This is a genomic window from Streptomyces sp. NPDC040405 (assembly GCF_055595765.1).
In genome coordinates this window covers 107,862-133,812 of the sequence record NZ_JBVIVI010000012.1, presented here as the reverse complement: position 1 = coordinate 133,812, position 25,951 = coordinate 107,862, and the positions used below count along the sequence as shown (strand labels likewise).

General features: G+C 71.4%; 21 protein-coding genes. 12 read left to right on the top strand and 9 right to left on the bottom strand.

Features of this window, described 5'->3' with window-relative positions; translation table 11 throughout:
- The first annotated feature begins 35 nt into the window (after nucleotides 1–35).
- Complete coding sequence (locus tag ACZ59A_RS36675; protein WP_470967951.1) at nucleotides 36–1,358, top strand: GMC family oxidoreductase; 1,323 nt, start codon at nucleotides 36–38, stop codon at nucleotides 1,356–1,358.
- Nucleotides 1,359–1,396: 38 nt separating this feature from the next.
- Nucleotides 1,397–1,918, top strand: a complete 522-nt coding sequence (locus ACZ59A_RS36670; RefSeq protein WP_470967949.1) for a hypothetical protein — start codon at nucleotides 1,397–1,399, stop codon at nucleotides 1,916–1,918.
- A gap of 48 nt (nucleotides 1,919–1,966) precedes the next feature.
- Here the strand turns inward: ACZ59A_RS36670 and ACZ59A_RS36665 are convergent, their stop codons facing one another.
- Complete coding sequence (locus tag ACZ59A_RS36665; RefSeq protein ID WP_470967947.1) at nucleotides 1,967–2,386, bottom strand: YjbQ family protein; 420 nt, start codon at nucleotides 2,384–2,386, stop codon at nucleotides 1,967–1,969.
- Between the two features lie 101 nt (nucleotides 2,387–2,487).
- Here ACZ59A_RS36665 and ACZ59A_RS36660 point away from each other — a divergent pair, with 101 nt between their 5' ends.
- From ACZ59A_RS36660 to ACZ59A_RS36630, 7 genes are all read left to right on the top strand, one after another.
- Complete coding sequence (locus ACZ59A_RS36660; protein ID WP_370593019.1) at nucleotides 2,488–2,571, top strand: putative leader peptide; 84 nt, start codon at nucleotides 2,488–2,490, stop codon at nucleotides 2,569–2,571.
- Nucleotides 2,572–2,676: 105 nt separating this feature from the next.
- Nucleotides 2,677–3,489, top strand: a complete 813-nt coding sequence (locus ACZ59A_RS36655; RefSeq protein ID WP_470967944.1) for an ABC transporter permease — start codon at nucleotides 2,677–2,679, stop codon at nucleotides 3,487–3,489.
- On the top strand, nucleotides 3,462–4,238 hold the full coding sequence (locus ACZ59A_RS36650; protein WP_470967942.1) for an ABC transporter ATP-binding protein: 777 nt from the start codon (nucleotides 3,462–3,464) through the stop codon (nucleotides 4,236–4,238). Before ACZ59A_RS36655 ends, ACZ59A_RS36650 begins: the two co-directional genes overlap by 28 nt.
- A 58-nt stretch (nucleotides 4,239–4,296) precedes the next feature.
- On the top strand, nucleotides 4,297–5,334 hold the full coding sequence (locus ACZ59A_RS36645) for an ABC transporter substrate-binding protein (RefSeq protein WP_470967940.1): 1,038 nt from the start codon (nucleotides 4,297–4,299) through the stop codon (nucleotides 5,332–5,334).
- Nucleotides 5,334–6,488 carry an LLM class flavin-dependent oxidoreductase gene (locus ACZ59A_RS36640; protein ID WP_470967938.1) on the top strand — a complete coding sequence of 385 codons (1,155 nt, stop codon included), beginning with the start codon at nucleotides 5,334–5,336 and terminating at the stop codon, nucleotides 6,486–6,488. The genes ACZ59A_RS36645 and ACZ59A_RS36640 overlap by 1 nt, the downstream gene beginning before the upstream one ends.
- 111 nt (nucleotides 6,489–6,599) lie before the next feature.
- The gene (locus ACZ59A_RS36635) at nucleotides 6,600–9,503 is read left to right on the top strand and encodes a SpoIIE family protein phosphatase (RefSeq protein ID WP_470967936.1); all 2,904 of its coding nucleotides are present in this window, start codon (nucleotides 6,600–6,602) and stop codon (nucleotides 9,501–9,503) included.
- An 81-nt stretch (nucleotides 9,504–9,584) separates the two neighbouring features.
- On the top strand, nucleotides 9,585–10,664 hold the full coding sequence (locus ACZ59A_RS36630) for an NAD(P)-binding domain-containing protein (protein ID WP_470967933.1): 1,080 nt from the start codon (nucleotides 9,585–9,587) through the stop codon (nucleotides 10,662–10,664).
- Nucleotides 10,665–10,685: 21 nt separating this feature from the next.
- Here the strand turns inward: ACZ59A_RS36630 and ACZ59A_RS36625 are convergent, their stop codons facing one another.
- The 8 genes from ACZ59A_RS36625 to ACZ59A_RS36590 form a co-directional block, all read right to left on the bottom strand.
- Nucleotides 10,686–11,705 carry a LacI family DNA-binding transcriptional regulator gene (locus ACZ59A_RS36625; protein WP_470968143.1) on the bottom strand — a complete coding sequence of 340 codons (1,020 nt, stop codon included), beginning with the start codon at nucleotides 11,703–11,705 and terminating at the stop codon, nucleotides 10,686–10,688.
- Between the two features lie 102 nt (nucleotides 11,706–11,807).
- Nucleotides 11,808–12,836 (bottom strand): LacI family DNA-binding transcriptional regulator, encoded by a 1,029-nt coding sequence (locus ACZ59A_RS36620; RefSeq protein WP_470968140.1) that lies wholly within the window; start codon nucleotides 12,834–12,836, stop codon nucleotides 11,808–11,810.
- Nucleotides 12,833–14,263: a BNR repeat-containing protein gene (locus ACZ59A_RS36615; RefSeq protein WP_470967930.1), complete on the bottom strand. Its 1,431-nt coding sequence runs from the start codon at nucleotides 14,261–14,263 to the stop codon at nucleotides 12,833–12,835. The genes ACZ59A_RS36620 and ACZ59A_RS36615 overlap by 4 nt, the downstream gene beginning before the upstream one ends.
- 30 nt (nucleotides 14,264–14,293) lie before the next feature.
- Complete coding sequence (locus tag ACZ59A_RS36610; RefSeq protein ID WP_470967926.1) at nucleotides 14,294–14,614, bottom strand: L-rhamnose mutarotase; 321 nt, start codon at nucleotides 14,612–14,614, stop codon at nucleotides 14,294–14,296.
- Nucleotides 14,615–14,627: 13 nt separating this feature from the next.
- On the bottom strand, nucleotides 14,628–15,710 hold the full coding sequence (gene rhaS / locus ACZ59A_RS36605) for a rhamnose ABC transporter substrate-binding protein (protein ID WP_470967924.1): 1,083 nt from the start codon (nucleotides 15,708–15,710) through the stop codon (nucleotides 14,628–14,630).
- Between the two features lie 25 nt (nucleotides 15,711–15,735).
- Complete coding sequence (locus ACZ59A_RS36600) at nucleotides 15,736–16,704, bottom strand: ABC transporter permease (RefSeq protein WP_470967922.1); 969 nt, start codon at nucleotides 16,702–16,704, stop codon at nucleotides 15,736–15,738.
- A complete protein-coding gene (locus tag ACZ59A_RS36595; protein WP_470967919.1) occupies nucleotides 16,701–17,735 on the bottom strand; it encodes an ABC transporter permease in 1,035 nt (344 codons plus the stop codon). Before ACZ59A_RS36595 ends, ACZ59A_RS36600 begins: the two co-directional genes overlap by 4 nt.
- Entirely contained in the window at nucleotides 17,732–19,240 is a 1,509-nt protein-coding gene (locus tag ACZ59A_RS36590) for a sugar ABC transporter ATP-binding protein (protein WP_470967917.1), read from the bottom strand. The genes ACZ59A_RS36595 and ACZ59A_RS36590 overlap by 4 nt, the downstream gene beginning before the upstream one ends.
- A 198-nt stretch (nucleotides 19,241–19,438) precedes the next feature.
- Between ACZ59A_RS36590 and ACZ59A_RS36585 the strand changes: the two genes are divergently transcribed.
- The 3 genes from ACZ59A_RS36585 to ACZ59A_RS36575 all read left to right on the top strand — a co-directional run bounded on the left by ACZ59A_RS36585 (nucleotide 19,439) and on the right by ACZ59A_RS36575 (nucleotide 25,950).
- The gene (locus tag ACZ59A_RS36585) at nucleotides 19,439–22,648 is read left to right on the top strand and encodes an alpha-L-rhamnosidase (protein WP_470967914.1); all 3,210 of its coding nucleotides are present in this window, start codon (nucleotides 19,439–19,441) and stop codon (nucleotides 22,646–22,648) included.
- 32 nt (nucleotides 22,649–22,680) lie between these two features.
- Nucleotides 22,681–23,841, top strand: coding sequence for an L-rhamnose isomerase (gene rhaI / locus ACZ59A_RS36580; protein ID WP_470967912.1), 1,161 nt, complete (start codon nucleotides 22,681–22,683; stop codon nucleotides 23,839–23,841).
- A 69-nt stretch (nucleotides 23,842–23,910) separates the two neighbouring features.
- Nucleotides 23,911–25,950, top strand: a complete 2,040-nt coding sequence (locus ACZ59A_RS36575) for a bifunctional aldolase/short-chain dehydrogenase (protein ID WP_470967909.1) — start codon at nucleotides 23,911–23,913, stop codon at nucleotides 25,948–25,950.
- Nucleotide 25,951: the final 1 nt, after the last annotated feature.

Here is a 25,951-nt window from a genome sequence, read left to right as displayed (position 1 = left end):
TGTGGGGCACGGAGGTCGACTACGCCTACACCACCGTGCCGCAGGCCGGTACCGACGGCGTGGCGCAGCCGTGGCCGCGGGGCCGGACGCTGGGCGGGTCGAGTGCCATCAACGCGATGGTGTTCCTGCGCGGACACCGCGACGACTTCGACCGCTGGGCGGCGGCCGGTTGCACGGGCTGGGGGTACGACGCGCTCCTGCCGTACTTCCGGCGGCTGGAGACCGCCACCGGAAAGGACCCGGAGCTCCGCGGTGACAGCGGCCCGATGCGTCCGGCGCAGGCGCGGGACGGCAACCCGCTCTCGCAGGTCTTCGTCGATGCCGCCGCGTCGGCCGGGCACCCGACGACCGACGACTTCAACGGTGCCTCCCAGGAGGGCGTCGGCTGGCACGACCTGAGCATCGCGGACGGCAAACGGCAGAGCACCGCGACCGCCTATCTGCACCCGGTCGGCGCGGAGCGGCCGAATCTGACGGTCTCCACCGACTCGCGCGCGCACCGCCTGCTCGTCGAGGGCGACCGGTGTACGGGCGTGGAGTTCCGGCGGGGCGGTGAGCCGGTCACCGCGCATGCCCGTGGCGAGGTGATCCTCAGCTCCGGCGCCGTCGACTCGCCCCGGCTGCTCCTGCTGTCGGGCATCGGACCGGCCGACGAACTGCGGCAGGCCGGGGTGGAAGTCCGCCACGACCTGCGCGGTGTGGGGCGCAACCTGCACGACCATCCGCTGTGCGGGGTCGTCTACGAGGCGAGCAAGCCGATCCCCGACGGGCTCACCAACCACGCCGAGACCTCGATGCTGTGGCGCAGCGACGCGTCCGCCGCGGGCCCCGACATGCAGCTGATGTTCATTCATGTGCCATTCCACCCACCGGCCATGCGGGCGCCGCGGAACAGCTTCACCTTCGGGGTGGCGACCGTGCCCGAGAGCCGGGGCTCGGTGCGCATCGCCGACGCCGGCCCGGACACGCCGCCGCTGATCGATCCGAACTACCTCGGCGAGGAGTCGGACGTCCGGCGCATGCTGCACGGCATCGAGGTGGCGCGGGACATCGCGGCCGCGAGCCCCTTCTCGGCGTGGCGCTCGCGCGAGGTGCTCGCCGGGGACGACGTCAAGGACGAGGCGGGGCTGCGCGCCTTCCTGGCGCGCGGCACCGGAACGTACTACCACCCGGTGGGCAGCTGCGCGATGGGAGTGGGCCCGGACGCCGTGGTCGCCCCGGACCTCACCGTCCACGGCCTTCAGGGTCTGCGGGTGGTGGACGCGTCAGTGATGCCGACGATCGTCTCCGTCAACACGACCCCCGCGACCCTCGCCATCGGGGAGAAGGCCGCCGACCTCATCCGCCGGGCGGCGTAGACCATGCGGAACGCGGCCCGCTCGGCGACCCTGGGGGTGTGACCCACCAGCCCCCCGCGCATGATGCCCGGAGCAGGCCGCCGACCGGTGCCGCGTACGTCGACTACAGCGGCGCGGTGTACGGCTCGCTGCTCGCCGCCTCCGTGGTGGCCGGTGTGGGCACGCTCGGCTCGTATCCACGGCTGGAACTCGTGTTGCTCCTGCTGTGTACGGGCGTGGTGTTCTGGGCCGCGCACGTCTTCTCGCGCCTCTTCGGAGCCCGGATGGCGCAGGAGCCCGGGAGCCGGGAGGAAGTCCGCCGCGTGTGCGCCGACGAGCGGCCCATCCTCGAGGCGGCCGTTCCACCGGCCGTCGCCGTGGCGATCAGTCCCCTCTTCGGGCTGGGGGTCGAGGGCGCGGCCTGGCTGGCGCTCGGTGTCGCGCTGGCGGGGCAGGTCGGCTGGGCGGCCGTGGCCGCCGTCCGCGTCGGCGCCCCGCGCCGTATGGTCCTGATCGCCAGCGCGGCCAACCTGCTCCTCGGCCTGGTCATCGTGGTCTTCAAGGCCGCGCTCCAGCACTGACCCTGCAGCCGCGAGACGGCCACGTCATGAACGGGTGCGGTCCGGCCGTCAGCCCAGGAAGCTCAGCCGGACCTGACGGCGCGGATTGTCCCGGTTCGTATCGACCAGGCACACCGACTGCCACGTGCCGAGCGCCAGGGTGCCGCCGACGACCGGGAGGGTGGCGTGGGGCGGGACGATGGCCGGGAGGACGTGGTCGCGGCCGTGGCCCGGGGAGCCGTGGCGGTGGCGCCAGCGGTCGTCGGCGGGGAGGAGGTCGCGAAGGGCGGCGAGGAGGTCGGTGTCGCTGCCCGCACCCGTTTCCAGAATCGCGATACCGGCGGTCGCGTGCGGGACGAACACATTGAGCAGGCCGTCGGCGCCCCGGGCCACCTCGCGCAGATACGCCTCGCAGTCGGCGGTGAGGTCGGCGACGGTCTCCGAGGTGCCGGTGGTGATGTCGAGCGTGTGGGTGCGGAAAGTTGCCATGACTCCATCCTCGTACGTGCTGTGGTAAAACTCCCGCAACAAAGGTCCGAGGGGCAAGACGGCGTTGACCCAGGTCGGACGCGCTGGCTAGCTTCAAGGGCATGTCTACGTCAGCCCTGCTCACCACGCGCGGTCATATCGACCTGCTGCGGGTGGCGTCCGCCACGTGTCCCGGCGCCTGCTGACCTTTTCGCGTACCTCCCCCTCTTTCTCGTGCTCGTCGTGCCGCGCTGACCACTGAACCGTCATGCCGTGCGGGCGCCGAGGCGTATCCCCTCCCTGGAGTCCCCGTGTCCCCGGTTCTTCTCGAACCGGTCGTGCCCCTGTCCGCGCGCCGCCGCACCGTACCCCGATGGCTGCGCCGCACGACCGGTCCCCTCCTTCTGCTGGCGCTCTGGCAGGTGTGCAGCGCGACCGGTGTGCTGCCCTCCGACATGCTCGCCTCGCCCGGCACCATCGCCGGTACCGCCTCCGGTCTGCTCGAGGACGGCACGCTGCCGCACGCCATGCTGGTGTCGGTGCAGCGGGTGCTGAACGGGCTGGTGATCGGCGGGGTCGTCGGGGTCGGACTGGCGCTGGTCTCCGGGCTGTCGCGGCTCGGTGAGGACCTGGTCGACGCGACCGTGCAGATGCTGCGCAGCATCCCCTGGGTCGGGATGATCCCGCTGTTCATCATCTGGATGGGCATCGGCGAAGCGCCGAAGATCGCGCTGATCGCGCTCGGCGTCGCCTTCCACCTCTATCTGAACGTGTACGCGGGCATCCGTGGCGTGGACGCGCAGCTCATCGAGGCCGGGAACTCCCTCGGGCTCGGGCGCTGGGGGCTGATCCGCCATGTGGTGCTGCCGGGGGCGCTGCCCGGGGCCATGACCGGGCTGCGGTACTCGCTGGCCACCGCCTGGCTGGCGCTGGTCTTCGGCGAGACGATCAACGCGGACGACGGGATCGGCTTTCTGCTCAACCGTGCGCGGGAGTTCTTCCAGACCGACGTGATCGTGGTCTGCCTCATCGTCTACGCCGCCCTCGGCCTGCTCGCCGATTTCATCGTCCGCACTCTGGAGAGGCTGCTGCTGCAATGGCGACCGACCTTCACCGGCAAGTGAACCCGCTCACGAAGGAAACGACGGACGACGCCGCCGTACGGGTCAGCTCGCTCACCCGCTCCTTCGACGGCCGGGCCGTCATCGACGACCTCGAACTGACCGTCCGGAAGGGCGAGTTCGTGGCACTGCTCGGCCGCAGCGGCTGCGGCAAGTCGACGCTGCTGCGCGTACTGGCCGGGCTCGACCGGGAGATCGAGGGCGAGGTGCTGGTGCCGCGGCGCAAGGCCGTCGCCTTCCAGGCGCCGCGGCTGATGCCGTGGAAGAGGGTGTGGCGCAATGTGCTGCTCGGGCTGCCCGGCCGCCCCGGGCGGGAGGTCGCGGAAAAGGCGCTGAACGAGGTCGGCCTCGGCCACCGCACCGACGCCTGGCCCAAGACGCTCTCCGGTGGCGAGGCGCAGCGTGCCTCGCTGGCCCGGGCGCTGGTGCGCGAACCCGATCTGCTGCTGCTCGACGAGCCGTTCGGCGCGCTGGACGCGCTCACCCGGATCACCGCACAGCGGCTGGTGGCCGACCTGTGGCAGAGCCGCGGCTGCGCGGTGCTGCTGGTGACGCACGACGTCGAGGAGGCGTTGCTGCTCGCCGACCGGGTGCTGGTGATGGACGGCGGTGTCATCGCCCACGAGACCCGGGTGAACCGGGACCGGCCGCGTGACATCGGCGACCCCTGCATCGCGGATCTGCGCACCCAACTCCTGGACCGGCTGGGCGTGGAGGCACCCGAGGCCGCCGAGGTCGAGAAGGTCGCGTAACCCCCGCCCGCCCCCGCACTTCCCTCTGTACGAACACTCACGATCGGACCCCGCAGACATGAGACGGCGATTCGTCCCGGCCCTGCTCATCTCCCTCGCCCTGCCGCTGTCCGCATGCGTCAGCTCGCACACGCAGAACGCGTCCTCCGGCTCCGGCGGCCACGTCGACGGCAAGGGCGATGTGACGCTCAACGTCGGCGACCAGAAGGGCAACGACGAGGCGGTGCTGCGCGCCGCCGGTGCGCTCAAGAACCTCCCGTACAAGATCAAGTGGTCGACGTTCACCTCCGGCCCGCCGATCCTGGAGGCCGTCAGCGCCAAGGCCGTGGACATCGGCGGCGTCGGCAACACCCCGCCCGTCTTCGCCGCGGCCGCCAAGTCCAAGATCAAGATCGTGGGCGCCAAGCACGGCACGGCCGACGGCGAGGCGATCGTGGTGAAGAAGGGCTCGCCGCTGAAGAAGACCGCCGACCTCAAGGGCAAGACGGTGGCGGTGGCGCAGGGCAGTTCGGCCCACTACCAACTCGTCGCCTCGCTCGCGAAGGCCGGGCTCTCGATCAAGGACGTCAAGGTCAGTTTCCTGCAGCCCGCCGACGCGCTGGCGGCCTTCAAGGGCGGCAAGGTGGACGCCTGGGCCATCTGGGACCCGTACACCGCACAGGCGGAACGCCAGGCGGACGCGCGGGCCATCACCACCGGCAAGGGGGTGACCAACGGCCTCAACTTCCAGGTCGCCAACCCGTCCTCGCTCGACGACAAGAAGAAGACGAAGGTCATCAAGGACTACCTGGAGCGGCTGCGCCGGGCCCAGAACTGGGTCTACAAGCACCCCGAGGCGTGGGCCAAGGTGTGGGGCAAGGAGACCGGGCTGCCGTACGACGTGGCGCTGGACTCGGTGAAGCGCACCAACGGCACCCGGGTGTACACCGCCGTCGACAAGCCCGCCATCGCCTCCGAGCAGCAGATCGCCGACACGTTCGCCAAGCTGAAGCTCACCCCGCGCCGCTTCGACTTCGCCGACTACGTGGACACCCGCTTCAACGGCGGTCTGCCGCCGTCCAGCACCGCGCCGCGCACCTTCGCGAAGGGCTCCTGATGTCCGCCCATCTCCACTGGTTCCTGCCCACGAGCGGCGACGGGCGCACCCTGGTCGACCGGCACGCCTACACCGGCGGTGACCGCTCGCGCATCACCCCGGTGTCCGGCGTCCGGACGCCGGACATCGACTACCTCGCGCAGATCGCCAAGGCCGCCGAGCACCTGGGGTTCGAGGCGGTGCTGACCCCGACCGGCACCTGGTGCGAGGACGCCTGGCTGACGACGGCCGCGCTCGCCCAGCACACCGAGCGGCTGAAGTTCCTGGTGGCCTTCCGGCCGGGGCTGATCTCACCGGTGCTGGCCGCACAGATGGCCGCGACGTACCAGCGGATCACCCGGGGACGGCTGCTGCTCAACATCGTCACCGGCGGTGACTCCGCCGAGCAGCGGCGCTTCGGCGATCATCTCGACCATGACCAGCGATACGCCCGCACGGCGGAGTTCCTGGAGGTCGTACGGGGTGTGTGGGGCGGCAAGCCCTACGACTTCGACGGCGAGCACTACCAGGTCGCGGGCGGACTGACCGCCGTGCCGCCGGACCCGCTGCCGCAGATCTTCTTCGGCGGCTCCTCCCCGGCCGCCGGACCGGTCGCCGCCCGGCACACGGACGTCTATCTGACCTGGGGCGAACCACCCGCCCAGGTCAAGGAGAAGATCGACTGGATCCGGGGGCTGGCGGAGCGGGAGGGCCGGGAGGTCCGCTTCGGCATCCGGCTGCACACCATCGCCCGCGACTCCTCGCGCGAGGCGTGGGCCGTCGCCGACCGGCTGCTCGACGACCTCGGGCCGGAGGCGGTCGCCGGGGCCCAACAGGCGCTGGGGCGCAGCGAGTCGGTGGGCCAGCAGCGGATGCTGGCGCTGCACGGCGGCTCACGCGACCGGCTGGAGATCTCGCCCAACCTGTGGGCGGGGATCGGGCTGGTGCGTGGCGGCGCGGGAACGGCGCTGGTCGGCAGCCATGCGGAGATCGCCGACCGGATCGAGGAGTACCACGCGCTCGGCATCGAGCACTTCATCCTCTCCGGCTACCCGCACCTGGAGGAGGCGTACTGGTTCGGCGAGGGCGTGACCCCGGAGCTGGCCTCGCGCGGTCTGGTGGCGAACACCCCGGCCCCGGGCGCCGCGCCGCTGCTGGTCGCCGGGGGCCGCTGACAAGGGCTTCCTCGCCCAGGTCTCGGACGCGAGTACTTTGAATAGTGATGTTCCGGGGCATATCCGGCGGGTCACCCCGGTTCCGCGCGCGCTCGCGGCGGGAGGTGAGCCATGGCCGAGCAGGACCCCTTGGACCAGGCCGGTACCGCCCGGCTGCGCACGATCATCACGGCGGGCGATGAGCTGGGCGACGCCGAGCTGCTGGGCTTCGCGCTGGACCACGCGGTCACGGAATCGGGCGGGCTGGGCGGCATGGTGCATCTGCGGGGCCCGGTCAGCCCGGGGCTGCTGCTCATGGCGGCGCATGGGCTCGCGCGTACGGTCGCCCGGCACTGGGAGAAGATCGAGGAGTCCGGCGCCACCGCCCCGGCCCGCGCGGTGGCCGACGGGGCGCCGGTATGGGCACCCGCCCGTACCGGCGCCGCTCGCGGCCCGGCGCTGCCCGCCGACTGCGGGCTGCTGGCGGTTCCGCTGGTCACCCCGGGCGGGGTGGCGGGCGTGCTGTCCGTGCTGACGGACCGTGCAGAGGCGCCCACGCGTCGGCAGCGGGAGTCGGTCGAGACACTCGCCGCGTGGGCCGCGCTGCGGCTGCGGGAGCACGCACCGGCCCCCTCCCCGGACCGGGGGGAGGACCGGGACGACGCGCGCTGGAATGGCCAAGTGCGGCAGGAGCCGCCCGCCGCCCGTCTGCGGCAGGCACTCAAAGCGCTCAGGGTGGGGTCCTGGGAGTGGAACCTGACCACCGGAGAGCTGGTGTGGGACGAGCCGACCCTGGCTCTCTTCGGCATGGATCCGGGCACCCCGAAGCAGCCGTTCGAGAACTGGACCGGCCGGGTCCACCCCGATGATCTGCCCTCGGTGCTGGTCGAGGCCGAGCAGGCGATCCGCCACCGCAGAGTCTTCAGCGTGGAGTACCGGATCTGCCGACCCGACGGGACCACGAGCTGGGTCAGCGCGCGGGGGCGGGTCCTGCTCGGGCCGGACGGTCAGCCCGCGGGCATGGTCGGCACGGTATGCGACACCACCGAGAGCCGGATCGCCCGGGATGCCGTGAACCGTGCGCTGCGCCATATGAGCGACGCGTTCCTCGCGGTCGACAGCGAGTGGCGGATCACCTTCGTGAACGTCGAGGCGGAGCGACTGCTCGGCACCCCCCGGACGCTGCACGGCCGGACGCTGTGGGACGCCTTCGCCCAGCTCGGCGTCGATGCCGCGGAACCGGGCATCGAGGCCCACTGCCGACAGGCCGCCGACAGCGGCACACCCATCGGATTCGACGTGCGGTGGCCCGCCAACGAGCGCTGGTACCACATGCGGCTGGTCCCGGTGCCGGAAGGGCTGACGGTCTACGCCACCGATGTCACCGAGCGCCGGTCACGCGAGGAGGAGCGCGCGGCGGCGGAACGCGCGGCGGCCGAGCGCACCGCCCGGATCACCGAGCTGACCAACGCCCTCGCGGAGGCCCTGACCATGCAGGACGTGGTGAAGGCCATCGCCGACCGGGTGCTGCGGCCGTTCGGCGCCTCCGGCCTCGTCGTCCAGCTCATCGAAGGGAAGGTGATACGGGTCGCCGGAGCCGTCGGATATCCACGGGCGTTCCTCGACTCCATCGACGGGTCCCCGATCGGTGACATCTCCCCGATCGCGGAGGTGTACTACAGCAGGACACCGGCCTTCGTCGGTTCGGTGGAGGAGTACATCGCGCGCTATCCGGCGATGGCCTGGCGCCCGGCCGCGGCCGACAAGGCCGCCTGGGCCTTTCTGCCACTGACCGTCTCGGGCCGCTGCGTCGGCTGCTCGGTGATCTCCTTCACCGAGCCGCGCCACCTCGACGGGGAGGAGCGGGCCCTTCTCACCGCCCTCAGCGGGCTCATGGCACAGGCCATCGAGCGAGCCAGGCTGTACGACACGGAGCACAACCGGGCCAAGGAGCTCCAGCGGGGACTCCTGCCGCGGACCCTGCCGCCGCTGACCACGGTCACCACCGCCGCGCGCTACCTGCCCGCCAGCGAGGGCATCGACGTCGGCGGCGACTGGTACGACGTGATCCCGCTGTCCGGCGCCCGGGTGGCACTGGTGATCGGCGACGTGATGGGGCACGGCCTGTCCGAGGCCGCCACCATGGGGCGGCTGCGCACGGCCGTGCGCACGCTCGCGGATCTGGATTTCCCGCCCGCCGAACTCCTCACCCGCCTCAACGACCTGGTCAACGACCTCGGGGACGACTTCTACGCCACCTGTCTGTACGCGGTGTACGACCCCGCCACCACCACCTGCTCCTTCGCCCGCGCCGGGCATCCTCCGCCGGGGATCATCCTCCCCGGGGGCGCCGTCCAGTTCCCCGACCACGCCCCCAACCCTCCACTGGGCGCGGCCAGGCCGCCGTTCGAGACGGTCGAGGTCTCCCTCCCCGAGGGCAGTCTGCTGGTGCTGTACACCGACGGGCTCATCGAATCGCCCACCCGGGACATCGACCGCGGCATGCGGCACCTGGCGAACGCGCTGTCCGGCGCGTTCACGGTCCGGAGCGGGAGGGAACCCCTGGAGCGGCTGTGCGACGACGTCCTGGCGGAGCTGCTGCCCGAGAAGGAGCTCACGCAGGACGACGCCGCGCTGCTGATCGCCCGTACTCACGCGACGGCCCCCGAGGACATCGCCGCCTGGCCACTGTCCGACGGGCCGATCGCCGCGAGCGAGGCACGCGACCATGTCCGCGACCAGTTGGCCCGCTGGCACCTCGACCCGCTCATCATTACCGCGGAGCTACTGGTCAGCGAGCTGGTCGCGAACGCCGTCCGGCACGCCAAAAGCCCCGTCGGGCTGCGTCTGCTGCGCGGTGAGGAGCTGATCTGCGAGGTTTCCGACGGCAGTTTGACCACGCCCCGGATCCGCCATGCCGCGGAGACGGACGAGGGCGGGCGCGGGCTGCAGCTGGTGGCCGCGCTCTCCCAGCGCTGGGGCACCCGCTACACCGCCGACGGAAAGTGCATCTGGACCGAGCAGCCGGTGTCATGAGCGATGAACCGCCCTGATCGAGCCGGGGCATGCGGCTGGCGGACCGGGAAGATCCGGCGCCGGAACAGAGTTAGCCGAAGCATGAACAACGTGGACGTCGTGGTCGTGGGAGCCGGGCAGGCCGGGTTGTCCGGGGCGTATCACCTGCGGCGGGCCGGGTACGAGCCGGGCACCGGATTCGTGGTGCTCGACCACTCCCCCGCGCCCGGCGGGGCGTGGCAGTTCCGGTGGCCGTCGCTGACGTACGGCAAGGTGCACGGGATGTACGACCTGCCCGGGATGCGGCTGACCAGCGACGACGCCCCTCCCGAGCGGGCGTCGTCCGAGGTGATCCCGGCGTACTTCGCACGCTATGAGCGCGCCTTCGACCTGCGGGTTGTACGGCCGGTACACGTCGCCGCCGTACGCGACGGCGACGACGGCAGGCTGCTGGTCGAGACCTCGGCCGGTACGTGGTCCGCCCGTGCGCTGATCAACGCGACCGGCACCTGGGACCGCCCCTTCTGGCCGCGCTACCCGGGGCAGGAGACGTTCCGGGGGCGGCAGGTGCACACCGCGCGGTACCCGGGTCCGGAGGCGTTCGCCGGGCAGCGGGTGATCGTCGTCGGGGGCGGCACGTCCGGGGTGCAGCATCTGCTGGAGATCGCCGAGGTGGCGGCCTCGACCACCTGGGTCACCCGCCGCCCGCCGGTCTTCCGCAGCGGACCGTTCGGCGCGGACCAGGGGCGGGCCGCGGTGTCGCTGGTGGAGGAGCGGGTACGGCGGGGGCTGCCGCCGCAGAGCGTGGTGTCGGTGACCGGGCTGCCCATGACGGAGGCGATGGAGCGGGCCCGGGCGCGGGGCACGCTGGACCGGCTGCCGATGTTCGACCGGATCACCCCGGACGGGGTGAGCTGGGCGGACGGCCGCACGGTGGCGGCGGACGTCATCCTCTGGGCCACCGGTTTCCGCGCCGCGATCGACCATCTCGCCCCGCTGCGGCTGCGCGAACCGGGCGGCGGGATCGCGGTGGAGGGCACCCGGGCCGTCCGGGATTCACGGGTGCATCTGGTCGGCTACGGGCCGTCGGCGAGCACGATCGGGGCGAACCGGGCGGGCCACGCCGCGGTGCGGGAGATCCGGACACTGCTGGACACGGCATCCGTCCCGGCTGCGGTCTGACGGGCGGAAACAGCCCGCGGCTCACGCGCCCGGCTTCGCCGCCAGCGTCGAGTCCCGTACGACCAGTTCCGGCTGGAGGACGATCCGCTGGTGGCGGTGGGCGTCGGCGTCCTCGCCCGTCTCCTCGATCAGCAGCTCCGCCGCCGTACGCCCCATCCGGAACGCGGGCTGCCGCACCGACGTGAGCGGCACCGCCGCGGCCGCCGCGAACTCGATGTCGTCGTACCCCACCAACGCCACCTCCCCCGGCACCGACACCCCGGCCGCGAAGAGAGCCTGGAGCACACCCAGCGCCAGCAGGTCGTTCGCGCAGAACACCGCGGTCGGCCGGGGGGAGATGCCCAGCAGCCGCGCCCCCGCGTCGCGACCCGCCGCCACGTCCAGCCGCTCGGCCTCGATGTGCTGCAGCGCCTCCGGCGGCAGCCCCTCCTCGGCGAGCGCGGCGAGCGCCCCGGCGCGGCGGTCCTGGCACTGCGGCAGGTGCATCGGGCCGCTGACGTACAGCAGCCCGCGGTGTCCCTGGGCGATCAGATGGCGGACGGCGAGCGTGCCGCCCTCGATGTCGTCCACCGACACCGAACAGCCCTCGCGGCTCGGCACCTCGCGGTCCACGAGGACGAAGGGGATGTCGTGGCGGCGGAAGTTGTCCAGGTTGCCGCCGGTGGCGTCGGCGGGGGTCACCAGGACGCCGCGCACCCGGTGCTCGGCGAAGAGCCCCAGGTAGTCGGCCTCCTCGTCGGCGCTCTGCGCGCTGTTGCACACCATCACCCCGAGGCCCGCGTCCCGGGCGGCGCGCTCGGCGCCGCTGGCCACGTCCACGAAGAAAGGGTTCGCCATGTCGAGCACCAGCAGCGAGATGATCCGGCTGCGCCCGGCGCGCAGCTGGCGCGCGGATTCGCTGCGTACATAGCCGAGCCGCTCGATCGCGGCCTGCACCCGGTCGCGGGTGGCCTCGGCGACCATCTCCGGCCGGTTGATCACGTTCGAGACGGTGCCGACGGACACTCCCGCCTGCCGCGCGACGTCCTTGATCCCCACCATGCGTCCCACGACCTCGGCCTCCGCCTTCCCGCGGCCCACCTCGGCCGCGGGACCCATGCTATGGCGTGTGCGGTGCGGATTTCTTCCACCCCGCCGCCACCGTCACACGCCGTGAGCGGTTCGGGCCAGGCTCGAACCGCGGACGACGAGTTCGGGCCGCAGCACTATCCGCCGGTGGCGGTGGGCGTCGGCCGCCTCGCCCGTCTCCTCGATCAGCAGCTCCGCCGCCGTACGCCCCATCCGGAACGCGGGCCGGCGCACCGAGGTCAGCGGCACCGCCGCGGCCGCCGCGAACTCGATGTCGTCGTACCCCACCAACGCCACCTCCCCCGGCACCGACACCCCGGCCGCGTACAGCGCCTGCAACACCCCCAGCGCCAGCAGGTCGTTCGCGCAGAACACCGCCGTCGGCCGGGGCGCCATGCCCAGCAGCCGCGCCCCCGCGTCCCGGCCGCCCGCCACGTCCAGCCGCTCCACCTCCACATGGCGCAGCGCGGCCTCGGCGACCCCCTCCTCCCGCAGGGCGCTCAGCGCGCCGGTGCGGCGGTCGCGGCACTGGGCGAGGTGCATCGGGCCGCTGACGTACGCCAGCACGCGATGCCCCTGGCCGAGGAGGTGGCGGGCGGCGAGCGTGCCGCCCTCGATGTCGTCCACCGACACCGAACAGCCCTCGCGGCTCGGCACCTCGCGGTCGACGTAGACGAACGGGATGCCGTGCCGCCGGAACGACTCCAGGTTGCGCCCGGTGGCGTCGGCGGGGGTGACGAGGACGCCACGTACCCGCTGCTCGGTGAAGAGCGAGAGGTAGTCGGCCTCCTCCTCGGCGCTCTGCGCGCTGTTGCACACCATCACCCCGAGGCCCGCCTCGCGCGAAGCGCGCTCGGCGCCACCCGCCACGTCCACGAAGAAGGGGTTCGCCATGTCCAGCACCAGCAGCCCGACGATGCGGCTGTGGCCCGCGCGCAGCTGGCGCGCCGACTCGCTGCGTACGTACCCCAGCCGCTCGATGGTGGACAGCACCCGGGCCCGGGTCTCCTCGGACACCGAGTCCGGGCGGTTGATGACATTGGAGACCGTGCCGACCGAGACCCCGGCCTCCTTCGCCACCTCCTTGATGCCCACGCCCGTCAGGACGGCAGCCGGAAGTCGATGACGCGGAGGGCCGAGGGCGTGGTGCCGCTCGACTTCCGCTGGTACATGAACGAGAGCACGCCGTCCTGGGCGAGGCGGGTGTCGTCCACGACGACCTCGCCGAACGCGTTCAGCCCGCTGCCGTCGAAGACCGTCTTCCAGTCGGTGTATCCCGACGCGCTGGACGCGGCGACGATGCGGCCGTACGGCATGACGGCGTAGGCGTTGTCGTACTTGTCGAAGGCGAGATGGGTGCGCTGGCTGGAGTTGAGGGCCACCGGGATCTCGGTCTTCTTCCAGGCGCCCGAGGCGTTCTTGAAGAGGTGGAAGGCGCGGCCGTTGGCCGTCCGGTCGGCCACGTAGTCGGTGGTGCACTGGCCGAAGCGGCCGGGGACGTAGCTGATGACGGCGTGCGGGCGCCCGGCGGAGTCGGTGGCCTGGCTCTCCTGGTTCATCAGCGAGTGGTCGGGGTTCAGCGGATCGACGACCGTGCCGGTGTCGTTGACGGTCACCTTGTCGGCGCCGCCGGTGGTGCCGACCACGGTGCCCGCCGCGTTGCGCCAGGTGCGGCCGCGGTCGGTGCTGTAGACGTAGCCGGTGTCGTGGTTGGTGAGGCCACCGGCATCGCACATCACCGCGTTGTTCTGCTCGCGCCAGGTGTAGAAGGCGTGCAACCGCCCGTCGGCTCCGTAGTCGATGCCGTGCAGATACATGTTGCGGGCGGTGCTGGAGCCGTGCTCGCTGGTGTACGTCCCCGTGGACGCGGACCATTCGCCGAGCGCGGTCCACTTGGTGCCGTCGTACTCGGCGAGCGCGTTGCGGCCGTTCCCGGAGACGCCGACGCGGTAGCTGAGCTGAAGGCGGCCCTCGGGGGTGGCCACGAACTGCGGATACGTGAACTGTGAGGTGAGCGCGAGCCCGTCCAGGGTGGTCTGCACGCCGCCGAACTGGGCGCTGTTCCACGCCTGTCCGGCGGGGTCGTCCAGCAGCCCGGCCACCGACTTCACATAGAAGAAGCCGCTGCTGTGCGAGTCCATGTTGAGGTGCAGCCGGCCGTCGACGCGCGAGATCCCCATGGAGATCACATTGTGGGAGTCGTCGGCGGTGAGCTTGTGCGCCAGCCGGACGGTCTGCCAGTCCGCCCGGCCCAGCGCACGGCGCCCGATGACAGCGGTGCGGTCGCCGGTGTACCAGACGGCGTACTGGTAGCCCTTGTAGGTCAGCAGCCCGTTCTTCTGGAACGCGTTGTTGTTGACCAGGCCGTTGTACGACTCGAAGAAGATGGCCTGGGAGTCGAGCTGGGTGTCGGCCACCTTGCTGACCGCCGGGCCGGGGGCCGCGCTTCCGGCCGGGGTGACCGCGCTCCCGGTGGGGACGGCGGCGGTGAGGAGGGCGGTGGCCAGCACGGCTACGGCCAGGGGTCTCATGTTCGTTTGTCTCCTACGTGTCCTGGTGTCCTAGGCGAGGTGGAACACTTCGGTGAGCGGCTTCATGGCCTCGTCCGGCTTGGCGCCGTCCAACTCCTCGAAGAAGGCGCCCATTTCGGCCTGCCACCGCGCGTTGATCTCGGTGGCCGCCATCGCGGCCTGCGCCGCCGCGAAGTCCTCGGTCTCCAGATAGCCGACCAGCAGCCCGTCCTCCCGCAGGAAGAGCGAGTAGTTGTGCCATCCGGCGGCCGACAGCGCCTCCAGCATCTCCGGCCATACGGCCTCGTGCCGCTCGCGGTACTCGGCCAGCCGCTCCTGGCGGACCTTCAGCAGAAAGCACACACGCTGCATCTCGCGGGCCGCCTCAGAAATGGAACTTGTCGATGTTGGACTTGTCGAAGACGGTGGGCGGGCCGAGGATGATCTCGCCGTCCTTGCCGACCGTGTACTCACCGAGCTTCCCGGCCTTGAACTTCTCCCCCTCGGCCCCGGTGATCTGCCCGGAGACCAGCGCGGCGGCGGCGTACGAACCGAGGTATCCCAGCTTCTTGGGGTCCCACAGCGCGAACTGCTCGACGGTGCCGTCCTTGATGTACTTGCGCATCTGGTTGGGCGTGCCGAGGCCGTTCAGCACGACCTTGCCCTTGTACGAGGAGTCGCTGATGTAGCGGGCGGCCGCGGCGATGCCGACCGTGGTGGGCGAGATGATGCCCTTGAGCTTGGGGTACGCCTTCAGCAATCCCTGGGTCTCCTGGAACGACTTCTGGTCGTCGTCGTCCCCGTACACCGTCTTGACCAGCTTCATGTTCTTGTAGGCGGGCTTCTTCAGCTCGTCCTTCATGAACCCGATCCAGGTGTTCTGGTTGGTCGCGTTCTGGGTGGCCGAGAGGATCGCGATCTCGCCCTTGTAGTCGAGCTGTTCGGCCAGGTGCTTGACCTGGCTGCGGCCGATCTCCTCCGAGCTGGCCTGGTTGATGAACAGTTGGCGGCAGGCCGGGGCGGTGTCCGAGTCGTACGCGACGACCTTGATGTTCTTCTTCATGGCCTGCTTGAGCGGGCCGCACACCGCGTTGGGGTCGTTGGCGGCGATGAGGATGGCGTCCTGCCGCTGCTGGATCAGGGAGTTGATGTACGACACCTGGGAGGAGGCGCTGGCGTCGGACGGGCCGACCTCCTTGCCCTTGCCGCCGAAGTCCTTGGCGGCGGCGATCCCGGAGGTGTCCAGGATCTTCAGGTACGGGTTGTTGATCTGCTTGGGCAGGAAGGCGAGCTTCAGCCCCTTCTTCAGCGGGGCGTCGGGGTCGGCCTTGGCATCGCTCTTGGCGGGGCCGCTGTTGTCGGTGTCCTTCTTGGTGGTGCCGCCGCAGCCCGCGAGGGTGACGGCGAGGGCACAGACCGCGGCGGCGGTGGCGACGGCGCGGCGGCGCGAGGAAGAGCGCTGGATCATGGGTGACCTTTCAGCTGTATCTGTGTCAACTCGTGGCCGCGGTGCGCCGCTGACGCCGGGCGCTCACCGTGGTGATCATGCGAGGTGTGAGGACGGACGCCACCAGCAGCAGCCCGGTGACGATCACCTGGACCTCGTTGGCCACGTCGTTGAGGGTCAGCAGGTTCTTCAGGACGCCGATGAGCAGCACCCCGGCGACCGCGCCGAACAGGGTCCCCTTGCCGCCGTCGAAGTCGACGCCGCCCAGCAGTACGGCGGCGATGACCAGCATCTCGAAGCCCTGGCCGTTGTCGGCGCGGGCGCTCCCGTACCGCAGGGTGAACACCACCCCGGCGAAGGCCGAGACGAGCCCCGCCACCACGAACAGCAGCAGCTTGATCCGCTTGACCCGGATGCCCGCGAAGTACGCGGCGTCCTCCTGGGCGCCGATGGCGAACAGCGACCGGCCGAGCCCGGTGGAGTGCAGCACCACGGCGGCGACGACGGCCAGCACGAGGAACAGCGCCACCGGATAGGTGAGGAAGGTCCCGGGCACGGTGGTGGTGTCGACCGCCCACTTCGCGTACGTCTCGGGGAAGTCGGTGATGGCGTTCGAGCCGAGCACCACCGAGGCCAGCCCCCGGTACAGCGCGAGCGTGCCGATGGTGACGGCGAGCGACGGCAGCCCGACCCGGGTGACCAGCCAGCCGTTGAGCAGCCCACCGGCCACGCCGACCAGCAGCACGACCGGCACGATGGTCTCGAACGCCCAGCCCTTGTCCCACAGTTCACCGGTCAGCGCGCTGGACAGGCCGAGCATGGAGGCCACCGACAGATCGACCTGCCCGGCCACCACCAGCAGCGTCATCGGCAGCGCCATCAGGGCGACCTCGGCGATGTCGTTGAAGGCGAAGGCGAGGTTGTCGCGGCTCGCGAAACCGTCCGTCGTAGCGAGCCCGGTGACGAAGACGGCCACCAGCAGCACCCCGACCGCGGTGTCCCACCTCGGCTTCATCGCGCGCTCCTCTTCCTCAGCGCACGGGTCATGCGCACGTTCACGATCCGGTCCACGCTGATGGCGGCCAGCAGCAGCGCGCCCGCGATGGCGTCCGCCCAGAAGGAGTCGACCTTCAGCACGGCCAGTGCGCTGCCGATCGTGGTGAGCAGCAGCGCGCCCAGCGCCGCGCCCCACACGGTGCCGGTGCCGCCGACGATGGCGACCCCGCCGACCACCACCGCGCTGACCACGGTCAGCTCCCAGCCGTGCGCGTTGTCGGCGACGACGGTCCCGAAGCGGGCCAGCCACAGCGCGCCCGCGAAACCCGACACGGCGCCGGAGAAGAGGTACGCGGCGAGCACCCGGCGCCGGATCGGCACCCCGGCGAGCCGGGCGGCATCGGGGCTGGAGCCGATGGCGTACAGCTCGCGGCCGCTGCGGTACATGCGCAGGAAGTACGCGGTCCCGGCGAGCACCGCGAAGGAGATCAGCGGCAGATACGGGAGCCCCAGAACGCTGCCGCTGCCCAGGTCCAGCACGGACTGCGGCACGTCGGCGGCGTTGATCTGCTCGCCTTGCGCCCACCAGTAGTCGAGGCCCTGGATGATGTAGAGCATCCCGAGCGTGACCACCAGCGCGGGCACCTTGCCGAAGCTGACGAGCGATCCGCTGACGAGGCCGCAGACCGCGCCGACGACGACGCCGAGCAGCAGCACCGTCAGCACCCCGTGGTCCGTCCCCGAGACGAACTTCCCGCAGGCGAAGGCGGACAGGCCCACCACGGACCCCACCGACAGGTCGATGTTGCGGGTGACGACCACGACGGACTGCCCGACCGCGAGCAGCACCAGGATCGCGGCGTTCAGCAGCAAGTCCTTGATGCCCTGGTCGTTCAGGAAGCGGGGCTCGGCGACCCAGGTGAACAGCACCAGCAGCACCAGCGCGCCCGCGATGCTGATCTCCCGCGCCCGGAAGACCGCGTCGACCAGCGAGCGCGCCGAGCGGTCCGTGTCCGGCGCGGGTGCGGGTTTCTCGACCGTGACCGTCATGCCGCCCTCTCCTTGAGACCGGTGGCCGCGGCCATCACCGACTCCTCGGTGGCCTCGGCGCGCGGGATCTCGGCCACCAACCGGCCCTCGTGCATCACCAGCACCCGGTCCGCCATGCCGAGCACCTCCGGCAGATCGGAGGAGATCATCAGCACCGCGAGCCCGTCGGCAGCCAGCGACGACAGCAGCCGGTGCACCTCGGCCTTCGTCCCGACGTCGATGCCGCGCGTCGGCTCGTCCACGATGAGCACCGCCGGTTCGGTGGCCAGCCACTTCGCCAGCACGACCTTCTGCTGGTTGCCGCCGGACAGCACCCCGACCCGGTCGCCGAGGCTGCCGTACTTCAGCTGAAGCCGCACCGCCCAGTCCGACGCCCGCCCGCGCTCCAGCGCGCGCTTCACCATCCCCGCGCGGCCCAGCCGGTCCAGACCGGTCAGCCCGATGTTGCGTTCGATGGACATCTCCATGACCAGGCCGCGCTGGCGCCGGTCCTCGGGAACGAGCGCGAGCCCGGCGTCCATGGCTGCGGTCGGCGAACCCGGCCGCAGCACCGTGCCGTCCACCCGCACCTCGCCCGCGTCCGCCCGGTCCACCCCGAAGACGGCCTGCGCGACCTCGCTGCGCCCGGCGCCGACCAGCCCCGCGAGCGCGACGATCTCCCCGCGCCGCACGTCGAACGACACATCCCGGAAGACACCCTCCCGGGTCAGTCGGCGCACGGACAGCGCGGTCTCGCCGACCTGGGTCGGCTGCTTCGGGTACAGCTCCTCCAGATCCCGGCCGACCATGCGGCGTACGAGGTCGTCCTGCGTCAGCCCGTCCAGCGGCTCGGACGCCACCCAGCGCCCGTCCCGCAGCGTGGTGACCCGCTGGCACAGCTCGAAGATCTCCTCCAGCCGGTGCGAGATGAACAGCACCACCGCGCCCTCCGCCCGCAGCGCCTCGACCACCGCGAAGAGCCGGGCGGTCTCGCTTCCGGTCAGCGCGGCCGTCGGCTCGTCCATGATCAGTACGCGGGCCTCGAAGGAGAGCGCCTTGGCGATCTCCACGATCTGCTGGTCGGCGATGGACAGCCCGCGCGCGGGCCGGTCCGGGTCGAGGTCGACACCGAGCCGCGCCATCAGACCGGCGACCTGCGCCCGCACCGCCTTGTGGTCGATCCGGCGCAGCGGCCGGCGGGGCTGACGGCCCATGAAGATGTTCTCGGCGATCGACAGGTCGGGGAAGAGCGTCGGCTCCTGGTAGATCACGGCGATACCCACGTCACGGGCGTCCGCCGGGCCGTGGAAGACCACCGGCCGCCCGTCCAGCAGCACCTGCCCGGAGTCCGGCCGGTGCACTCCGGCCAGCGCCTTGATGAGCGTCGACTTGCCCGCGCCGTTCTCCCCGGCCAGGGCGTGCGCCTCCCCGGCGAAGAGGTCGAGCGAGATGTCCCGGAGGGCCCGTACGGCGCCGAAGGACTTGTTCACCCCCTTGAGGGCGAGGACCGGAACAGGCTGGCTCACGGAGTCTCCTGAAGCACGCGAATGAAATGTTTCAATCTGGATTCCGGGAAGCTAGCTCCGAGCCATGCACCCGTCAAGGGGGTGCGCGGCAGGTAAATCCTGTGCAGGCGCGACCTCTTGACGCGCCCCGGTCATCGCCCCTACGTTCCAGGCGCCTTGGATTGAATCGTTTTTCATCCAGTCGCCCTGGAGGTGCTCGTGATCAGCAGGCGCCATCTGCTCGCCACCACCGCCGTTACGGGTACGGCCCTCACGGGTCTGCCCGCCCTCGCCCCCTCCGCCGCCGCCTCCGCCCCTGCTTCAGGCGGGCCGGGGCTGCGGGTGCGGTCCACGACGGTCGAGTACGCCGCCCACCCGCTCGGCCTCGACACGCCCCGCCCCCGGCTCAGTTGGATCCTCGGATCCGATGCCCGCGACCAGGTGCAGAGCGCGTACCGGATCCGGGTCGCCACCTCCCCGGACAAGCTCGGCTCCCCCGACGTCTGGGACAGCGGCAAGACGACCTCGCGCCACTCGGTCCTGGTCCCCTACGACGGCCCGGCGCTGCGCCCGCGCACCCGCTACCACTGGTCGGTCCGCGTCTGGGACGGCCACGGCCGCCCGTCCCCCTGGTCCGCCCCCGCCTGGTGGGAGACCGGGCTGCTGAACACCGGGCAGTGGCAGGCCCGCTGGATCGCCGCGCCCACCGAGGTGACCGCGCCCCCGGCGCTGGACGGAGCCTCCTGGATCTGGTTCCCCGAGGGCGACCCGGCCAACGAGGCGCCCGCGGCCACCCGGTGGTTCCGTACCACCGTCCACGCCACCGGCACCGTCCGCCGCGCACGCCTGGTGGTGACGGCCGACAACGGCTTCACGGCCTACGTCAACGGCACCGAAGTCGCCGCCCGCGAGGTGCTGGAGGTACAGAAGGCGTGGGCCCACCCGGCCACCGTCGACGTCACCGAATTCCTCCGCCGGGGCGCCGCGACTCTCGCGATCTCCGCCACCAACGCCACGAAGGGCCCGGCCGGGCTGCTGGCCACCCTGGAACTCACCACCGAGGACGGCACCACCCACCACCACACGGACGCCACCTGGCGAGCGACCGACGAGAAGCCCCCCGCCGCCTGGGCCTCCCCCGGCCACGACGACAGCGACTGGACAGACGCCAAGCAGCTCGCGCCCTGGGGCAGCGGGCCATGGGGCAAGGTGGTCCCCCTCCAGGCCCCCGCCCAGCTGCGCCGCGCCTTCCGGCTCACCAAGCCCGTCGCGCGCGCCCGGCTCTACGCCACGGCGTTCGGGCTCTACGAAGCCCACATCAACGGCGCCCGCGTCGGCCGCGACCAGCTGACCCCGGGCTGGACCGACTACCGCACACGCGTGCCGTACCAGACGTACGACGTCACCGACACCCTCCGCCGCGGAGCCAACGCCCTCGGAGTGACCCTCGCGCCCGGCTGGTACTCCGGAAACGTCGCCTGGCTGGGCCAGGACCAGTACGGCACCCACCCCGCGCTGCTCGCCCAGCTGGAGGTGGTCTACACCGACGGCAGCACCGAGCGCGTCACCACCGATCAGCAGTGGCACGCGGCCACCGGCCCCCTGCAGACGGCCGATCTCCTGATGGGCGAGGAGTACGACGCCCGCCGGGAGACCCCGGGCTGGACCTCACCGGGCTTCGACGACACCGGCTGGCGGCCCGCCACCACGGCCGCGGACATCACCGCCGAGGTCGTGGCCCGGACCGACGCGCCGACCCGCGTGGAACGCGAGATCACCCCCGTCAAGCGCACCGAACCCACCCCCGGTGTGTTCCTGTACGACCTGGGCCAGAACATGGTCGGCAGCGTCCGCCTCAAGGTCTCCGGCCCGGCCGGACGGACGGTCCGGATCCGCCACGCCGAGGTGCTCAACCCGGACGGCACCGCGTACACCGCCAACCTGCGCACCGCGCGCGCCGTCGACACGTACACCCTGAAGGGCGGCGGCCGGGAAACCTACGAGCCGCGCTTCACCTTCCACGGCTTCCGCTACGTCGAGGTCACGGGCTACCCCGGGAAGCCTCCCCTCGACGCGGTGACCGGGCGGGTCATGCACACCGCCGCCCCGTTCACCATGTCCTTCCACACCGACGTGCCCCTGCTCAACCAGTTGCACTCCAACATCACCTGGGGCCAGCGCGGCAACTTCCTGTCCATCCCCACCGACACCCCGGCCCGGGACGAACGGCTCGGCTGGACCGGCGACATCAACGTGTTCTCCAGCACGGCCGCGTACACCATGGAGTCGGCCCGCTTCCTCACCAAGTGGCTCCAGGACATGCGCGACGGCCAGAGCGAGGACGGCGCCTTCCCCGATGTGGCCCCGGTCGTCAGCGGCCTCGGCAGCGGCACCGCGGGCTGGGGCGACGCCGGGGTGACCGTTCCGTGGAACCTCTACCAGGCGTACGGCGACACCCGGGTCCTGCGCGAGAACTGGCCCGCCATGCAACGCTGGATCACCTATCTGGAGAAGCACAGCACCGATCTCCTGCGCCCCGCCGAGGGCTACGGCGACTGGCTCAACGTGGACGACGAAACGCCCAAGGACGTCATCGGCACCGCGTACTTCGCCCACGCCACCGACCTCGTCGCCCGCACCGCGCACGTCCTGGACGAGGACCCCGCGCCGTACGAGTCCCTCCTGACCCGCGTCAAGGCGGCATTCGCCAAGGCGTACGTCTCCGCCGAGGGCCGGATCAAGGGCGACACCCAGACGGGTTACGTCCTGGCCCTCTCCATGGACCTGCTCCCCGCCGCCCTCCGCACCCCTGCGGCCGACCGCCTTGTCGCCCTCATCGAGGGCCGTGACGGCCATCTGTCCACCGGCTTCCTCGGCACGCCCCGGCTGCTGCCGACGCTCACCGACACCGGCCACACCGACATCGCCCACCGCCTCCTGAAGCAGCGCACCTTCCCCTCCTGGGGCTACCAGATCGACCGGGGCGCGACCACGATGTGGGAGCGGTGGGACTCCATCAAACCCGACGGAAGCTTCCAGGACGTCGGGATGAACTCCTTCAACCACTACGCCTACGGCTCGGTCGGCGAGTGGATGTACCAGAACATCACCGGCATCGCCCCGGCCGCCCCCGGCTTCCGCGCGATCCGCATCAGGCCCCGCCCCGGTGGCGAGGTGCGCGCGGCCGAGGGCCGCTACGACTCCCTCTACGGCCCGATCACCACCCGCTGGTCCCGGCGGGGCGAGGACTTCGAGCTCACCGCTTCCCTGCCCGTCAACACCACCGCCGAGATCTGGGTCCCCGCCCGCCGCGAGGCCGACGTGACCCAGCGCGGCGCCCGCTTCCTGCGCCTGGCGGACGGCTGCGCGGTGTATGCCGCCGGATCGGGGTCACACCACTTCTTGACGCGCGCCAACCTGCGCGATTAGCTTTCTTGAATCGTTTCACATCGAGGAGACCCATGTCTGACGTTCCGGCCGTGAAGGCGGCCCTCAAGAGCCAGGCGATCGAAACGCCGTCATGGGCGTACGGCAACTCCGGAACACGCTTCAAGGTGTTCGCCCAGCCCGGTGTCCCCCGCACTCCGCAGGAGAAGCTGGACGACGCCGCCCAGGTGCACGCCCTCACCGGCGTCGCCCCCACCGTCGCCCTGCACATCCCCTGGGACAAGGTCGACGACTACGCGGCGCTCGCGAAGCACGCCGAGGAGCGCGGGCTCGGGCTGGGCGCCATCAACTCCAACGTCTTCCAGGACGACGACTACAAGCTGGGCTCGGTCACCCACCCCGACCCGGCGGTCCGCCGCAAGGCCGTGGACCACCTGCTGGAGTGCGTCGACATCATGGACGCCACCGGCTCCCGCGACCTCAAGCTCTGGTTCTCGGACGGCACCAACTACCCCGGCCAGGACGACATCGCCGCCCGCCAGGACCGCCTGGCCGAGGCCCTGAGCACCGTCTACGACCGCCTCGGGGACGACCAGCGGCTGCTTCTGGAGTACAAGTTCTTCGAGCCCGCCTTCTACACCACGGACGTCCCCGACTGGGGCACCGCCTACGCCCACTGCCTGAAGCTCGGCCCCAAGGCCCGGGTCTGCGTGGACACCGGCCACCACGCCCCGGGCACCAACATCGAGTTCATCGTCGCCCTGCTCCTCCGCGAGAAGAAGCTCGGCGCCTTCGACTTCAACTCCCGCTTCTACGCCGACGACGACCTCATGGTCGGCGCCGCCGACCCCTTCCAGCTCTTCCGCATCATGTACGAGGTCATCCGCGGCGGCGGTCTCACACCGGACATCGCCTTCATGCTCGACCAGTGCCACAACATCGAGCCGAAGATCCCGGCGATCATCCGCTCCGTGATGAACGTCCAGGAGGCCACCGCCAAGGCCCTCCTGGTCGACCGCGACGCCCTGGCCGCCACCCAGCGGTCGGGCGACGTCCTCGGCGCCAACGCGGTGCTGATGGACGCGTACAACACCGACGTACGCCCCCTCCTCGCCGAGGTCCGCGAGGAGCTGGGCATCGGCCCCGACCCGATGGCCGCGTACCGGGCGTCCGGCTGGGCGGAACGGATCGTCGCGGAGCGCGTGGGCGGCCAGCAGGCCGGGTGGGGCGCGTAGCGCCTGCGGCGTGCACCGCGAAATCCGCTGATCCACCGTTGGCCGCACCACCACACACATGAGGACGACATGACCGCAGAACTCCACCCCACCGCGGCCACGCTGCTGGAGCGGAGCCACCGCCTCGGTGCCGATCCGCGCAACACCAACTACGCGGGCGGGAACACCTCCGCCAAGGGCACCGACACCGACCCCGTCACCGGCCAGGACGTCGAGCTGATGTGGGTCAAGGGCTCGGGCGGCGACCTGGGCACCCTCGCCCCCGCGGGCCTCGCCGCGCTCCGCCTGGACCGCCTCCGCGCGCTCACCGGCGTCTACCCGGGGGTGGAGCGCGAGGACGAGATGGTCGCCGCGTTCGACTACTGCCTCCACGGCAAGGGCGGCGCGGCGCCGTCCATCGACACCGCCATGCACGGCCTGGTCGACGCTGCCCATGTGGACCACCTCCATCCCGACTCCGGCATCGCCCTGGCCTGCGCCGCCGACGGCGAGGCGCTCACGAAGGAGTGTTTCGGCAACCAGGTGGTCTGGGTGCCCTGGCGCCGCCCCGGCTTCCAGCTGGGCCTGGACATCGCCGCCATCAAGAAGGCCAACCCGCAGGCCATCGGCTGCATCCTCGGCGGCCACGGCATCACCGCCTGGGGCGCCACCTCCGACGAGTGCGAGGCGAACTCCCTCCGCATCATCCGCACCGCCGAGGAGTTCCTCGCCGAACGCGGCAAGGCGGACCCCTTCGGCCCCGTCGTCCACGCCCCGCTCCCCGAGTCCGAGCGCCGCGCCCGCGCCGCCGCCCTCGCGCCCGTGATCCGCGGCCTGGCCTCCACCGACCGCCCACAGGTGGGCCACTTCACGGACAGCGACACCGTCCTGGACTTCGTCTCCCGCGCCGAACACCCCCGCCTGGCGGCACTGGGCACCTCGTGCCCGGACCACTTCCTCCGTACGAAGGTCCGCCCCCTGGTCCTGGACCTCCCCCCGGACACTCCCCTAGACGAGACCATCACTCGCCTCAAAGACCTCCACACCACCTACCGCGCCGACTACGCCGCCTACTACGACCGCCACGCCACCCCCGACTCCCCGGCGATGCGCGGCGCGGACCCGGCGATCGTGCTGATCCCCGGGGTGGGGATGTTCAGCTACGGCAAGGACAAGCAGACGGCCCGGGTCGCGGGCGAGTTCTACGTCAACGCGATCAACGTGATGCGGGGCGCCGAGGCGGTCTCCTCCTACGCCCCCATCGAGGAGTCGGAGAAGTTCCGCATCGAGTACTGGGCGCTCGAAGAGGCCAAGCTCCAGCGCATGCCGAAGCCCAAGCCCCTCGCCACCCGCGTGGCCCTGGTGACCGGGGCGGGCTCGGGCATCGGCAAGGCGATTGCCCACCGCCTGGTGGCCGAGGGCGCGTGCGTGGTGGTGGCGGATCTGAACCCGGATTCGGCAGCCTCAGTCGCCACCGAACTGGGCGGCCCCGACAAGGCCATCGCCATCACGGCGGACGTCACCGACGAAGACGACATCACCGAAGCGTTCACCACCGCGGTCCTGGCCTTCGGCGGCGTGGACCTGCTGGTCAACAACGCCGGGATCAGCATCTCCAAGCCGCTCCTCGAAACGACCGCCAAGGACTGGGACCTCCAGCACGACATCATGGCGCGCGGCTCCTTCCTGGCCTCCCGCGAGGCGGCCCGCGTGTTCATCGCCCAGAACATGGGCGGCGACATCGTGTACATCGCCTCCAAGAACGCGGTCTTCGCGGGCCCGAACAACATCGCGTACTCCGCCACCAAGGCCGACCAGGCGCACCAAGTACGCCTCCTGGCCGCAGAGTTGGGCGGCCACGGCATCCGCGTCAACGGGGTGAACCCCGATGGCGTCGTCCAGGGCAGCGGCATCTTCGCGGGCGGCTGGGGCGCCAAGCGCGCCGCGGTGTACGGGGTGCCCGAGGAGAAGCTGGGCGAGTTCTACGCCCAGCGCACCCTGCTCAAGCGCGAGGTGCTCCCGTCCCACGTGGCGAACGCGGTCTTTGCGCTCACCGGCGGCGACCTGTCCCACACCACGGGCCTGCACATCCCGGTCGACGCGGGGGTCGCGGCGGCGTTCCTGCGCTGAC

Bases quoted from the DNA above. Each gene is read 5' to 3' on its own strand.
- ACZ59A_RS36645 (WP_470967940.1), top strand. From the start codon at position 4,297: ATGAGACGGCGATTCGTCCCGGCCCTGCTCATCTCCCTCGCCCTGCCG.
- rhaS (WP_470967924.1), bottom strand. From the start codon at position 15,710: ATGATCCAGCGCTCTTCCTCGCGCCGCCGCGCCGTCGCCACCGCCGCC.
- ACZ59A_RS36635 (WP_470967936.1), top strand. From the start codon at position 6,600: ATGGCCGAGCAGGACCCCTTGGACCAGGCCGGTACCGCCCGGCTGCGC.
- ACZ59A_RS36630 (WP_470967933.1), top strand. From the start codon at position 9,585: ATGAACAACGTGGACGTCGTGGTCGTGGGAGCCGGGCAGGCCGGGTTG.
- ACZ59A_RS36615 (WP_470967930.1), bottom strand. From the start codon at position 14,263: ATGAGACCCCTGGCCGTAGCCGTGCTGGCCACCGCCCTCCTCACCGCC.
- rhaI (WP_470967912.1), top strand. From the start codon at position 22,681: ATGTCTGACGTTCCGGCCGTGAAGGCGGCCCTCAAGAGCCAGGCGATC.
- ACZ59A_RS36610 (WP_470967926.1), bottom strand. From the start codon at position 14,614: ATGCAGCGTGTGTGCTTTCTGCTGAAGGTCCGCCAGGAGCGGCTGGCC.
- ACZ59A_RS36600 (WP_470967922.1), bottom strand. From the start codon at position 16,704: ATGAAGCCGAGGTGGGACACCGCGGTCGGGGTGCTGCTGGTGGCCGTC.
- ACZ59A_RS36625 (WP_470968143.1), bottom strand. From the start codon at position 11,705: ATGGTGGGGATCAAGGACGTCGCGCGGCAGGCGGGAGTGTCCGTCGGC.
- ACZ59A_RS36665 (WP_470967947.1), bottom strand. From the start codon at position 2,386: ATGGCAACTTTCCGCACCCACACGCTCGACATCACCACCGGCACCTCG.
- ACZ59A_RS36595 (WP_470967919.1), bottom strand. From the start codon at position 17,735: ATGACGGTCACGGTCGAGAAACCCGCACCCGCGCCGGACACGGACCGC.
- ACZ59A_RS36640 (WP_470967938.1), top strand. From the start codon at position 5,334: ATGTCCGCCCATCTCCACTGGTTCCTGCCCACGAGCGGCGACGGGCGC.
- ACZ59A_RS36660 (WP_370593019.1), top strand. From the start codon at position 2,488: ATGTCTACGTCAGCCCTGCTCACCACGCGCGGTCATATCGACCTGCTG.
- ACZ59A_RS36575 (WP_470967909.1), top strand. From the start codon at position 23,911: ATGACCGCAGAACTCCACCCCACCGCGGCCACGCTGCTGGAGCGGAGC.
- ACZ59A_RS36650 (WP_470967942.1), top strand. From the start codon at position 3,462: ATGGCGACCGACCTTCACCGGCAAGTGAACCCGCTCACGAAGGAAACG.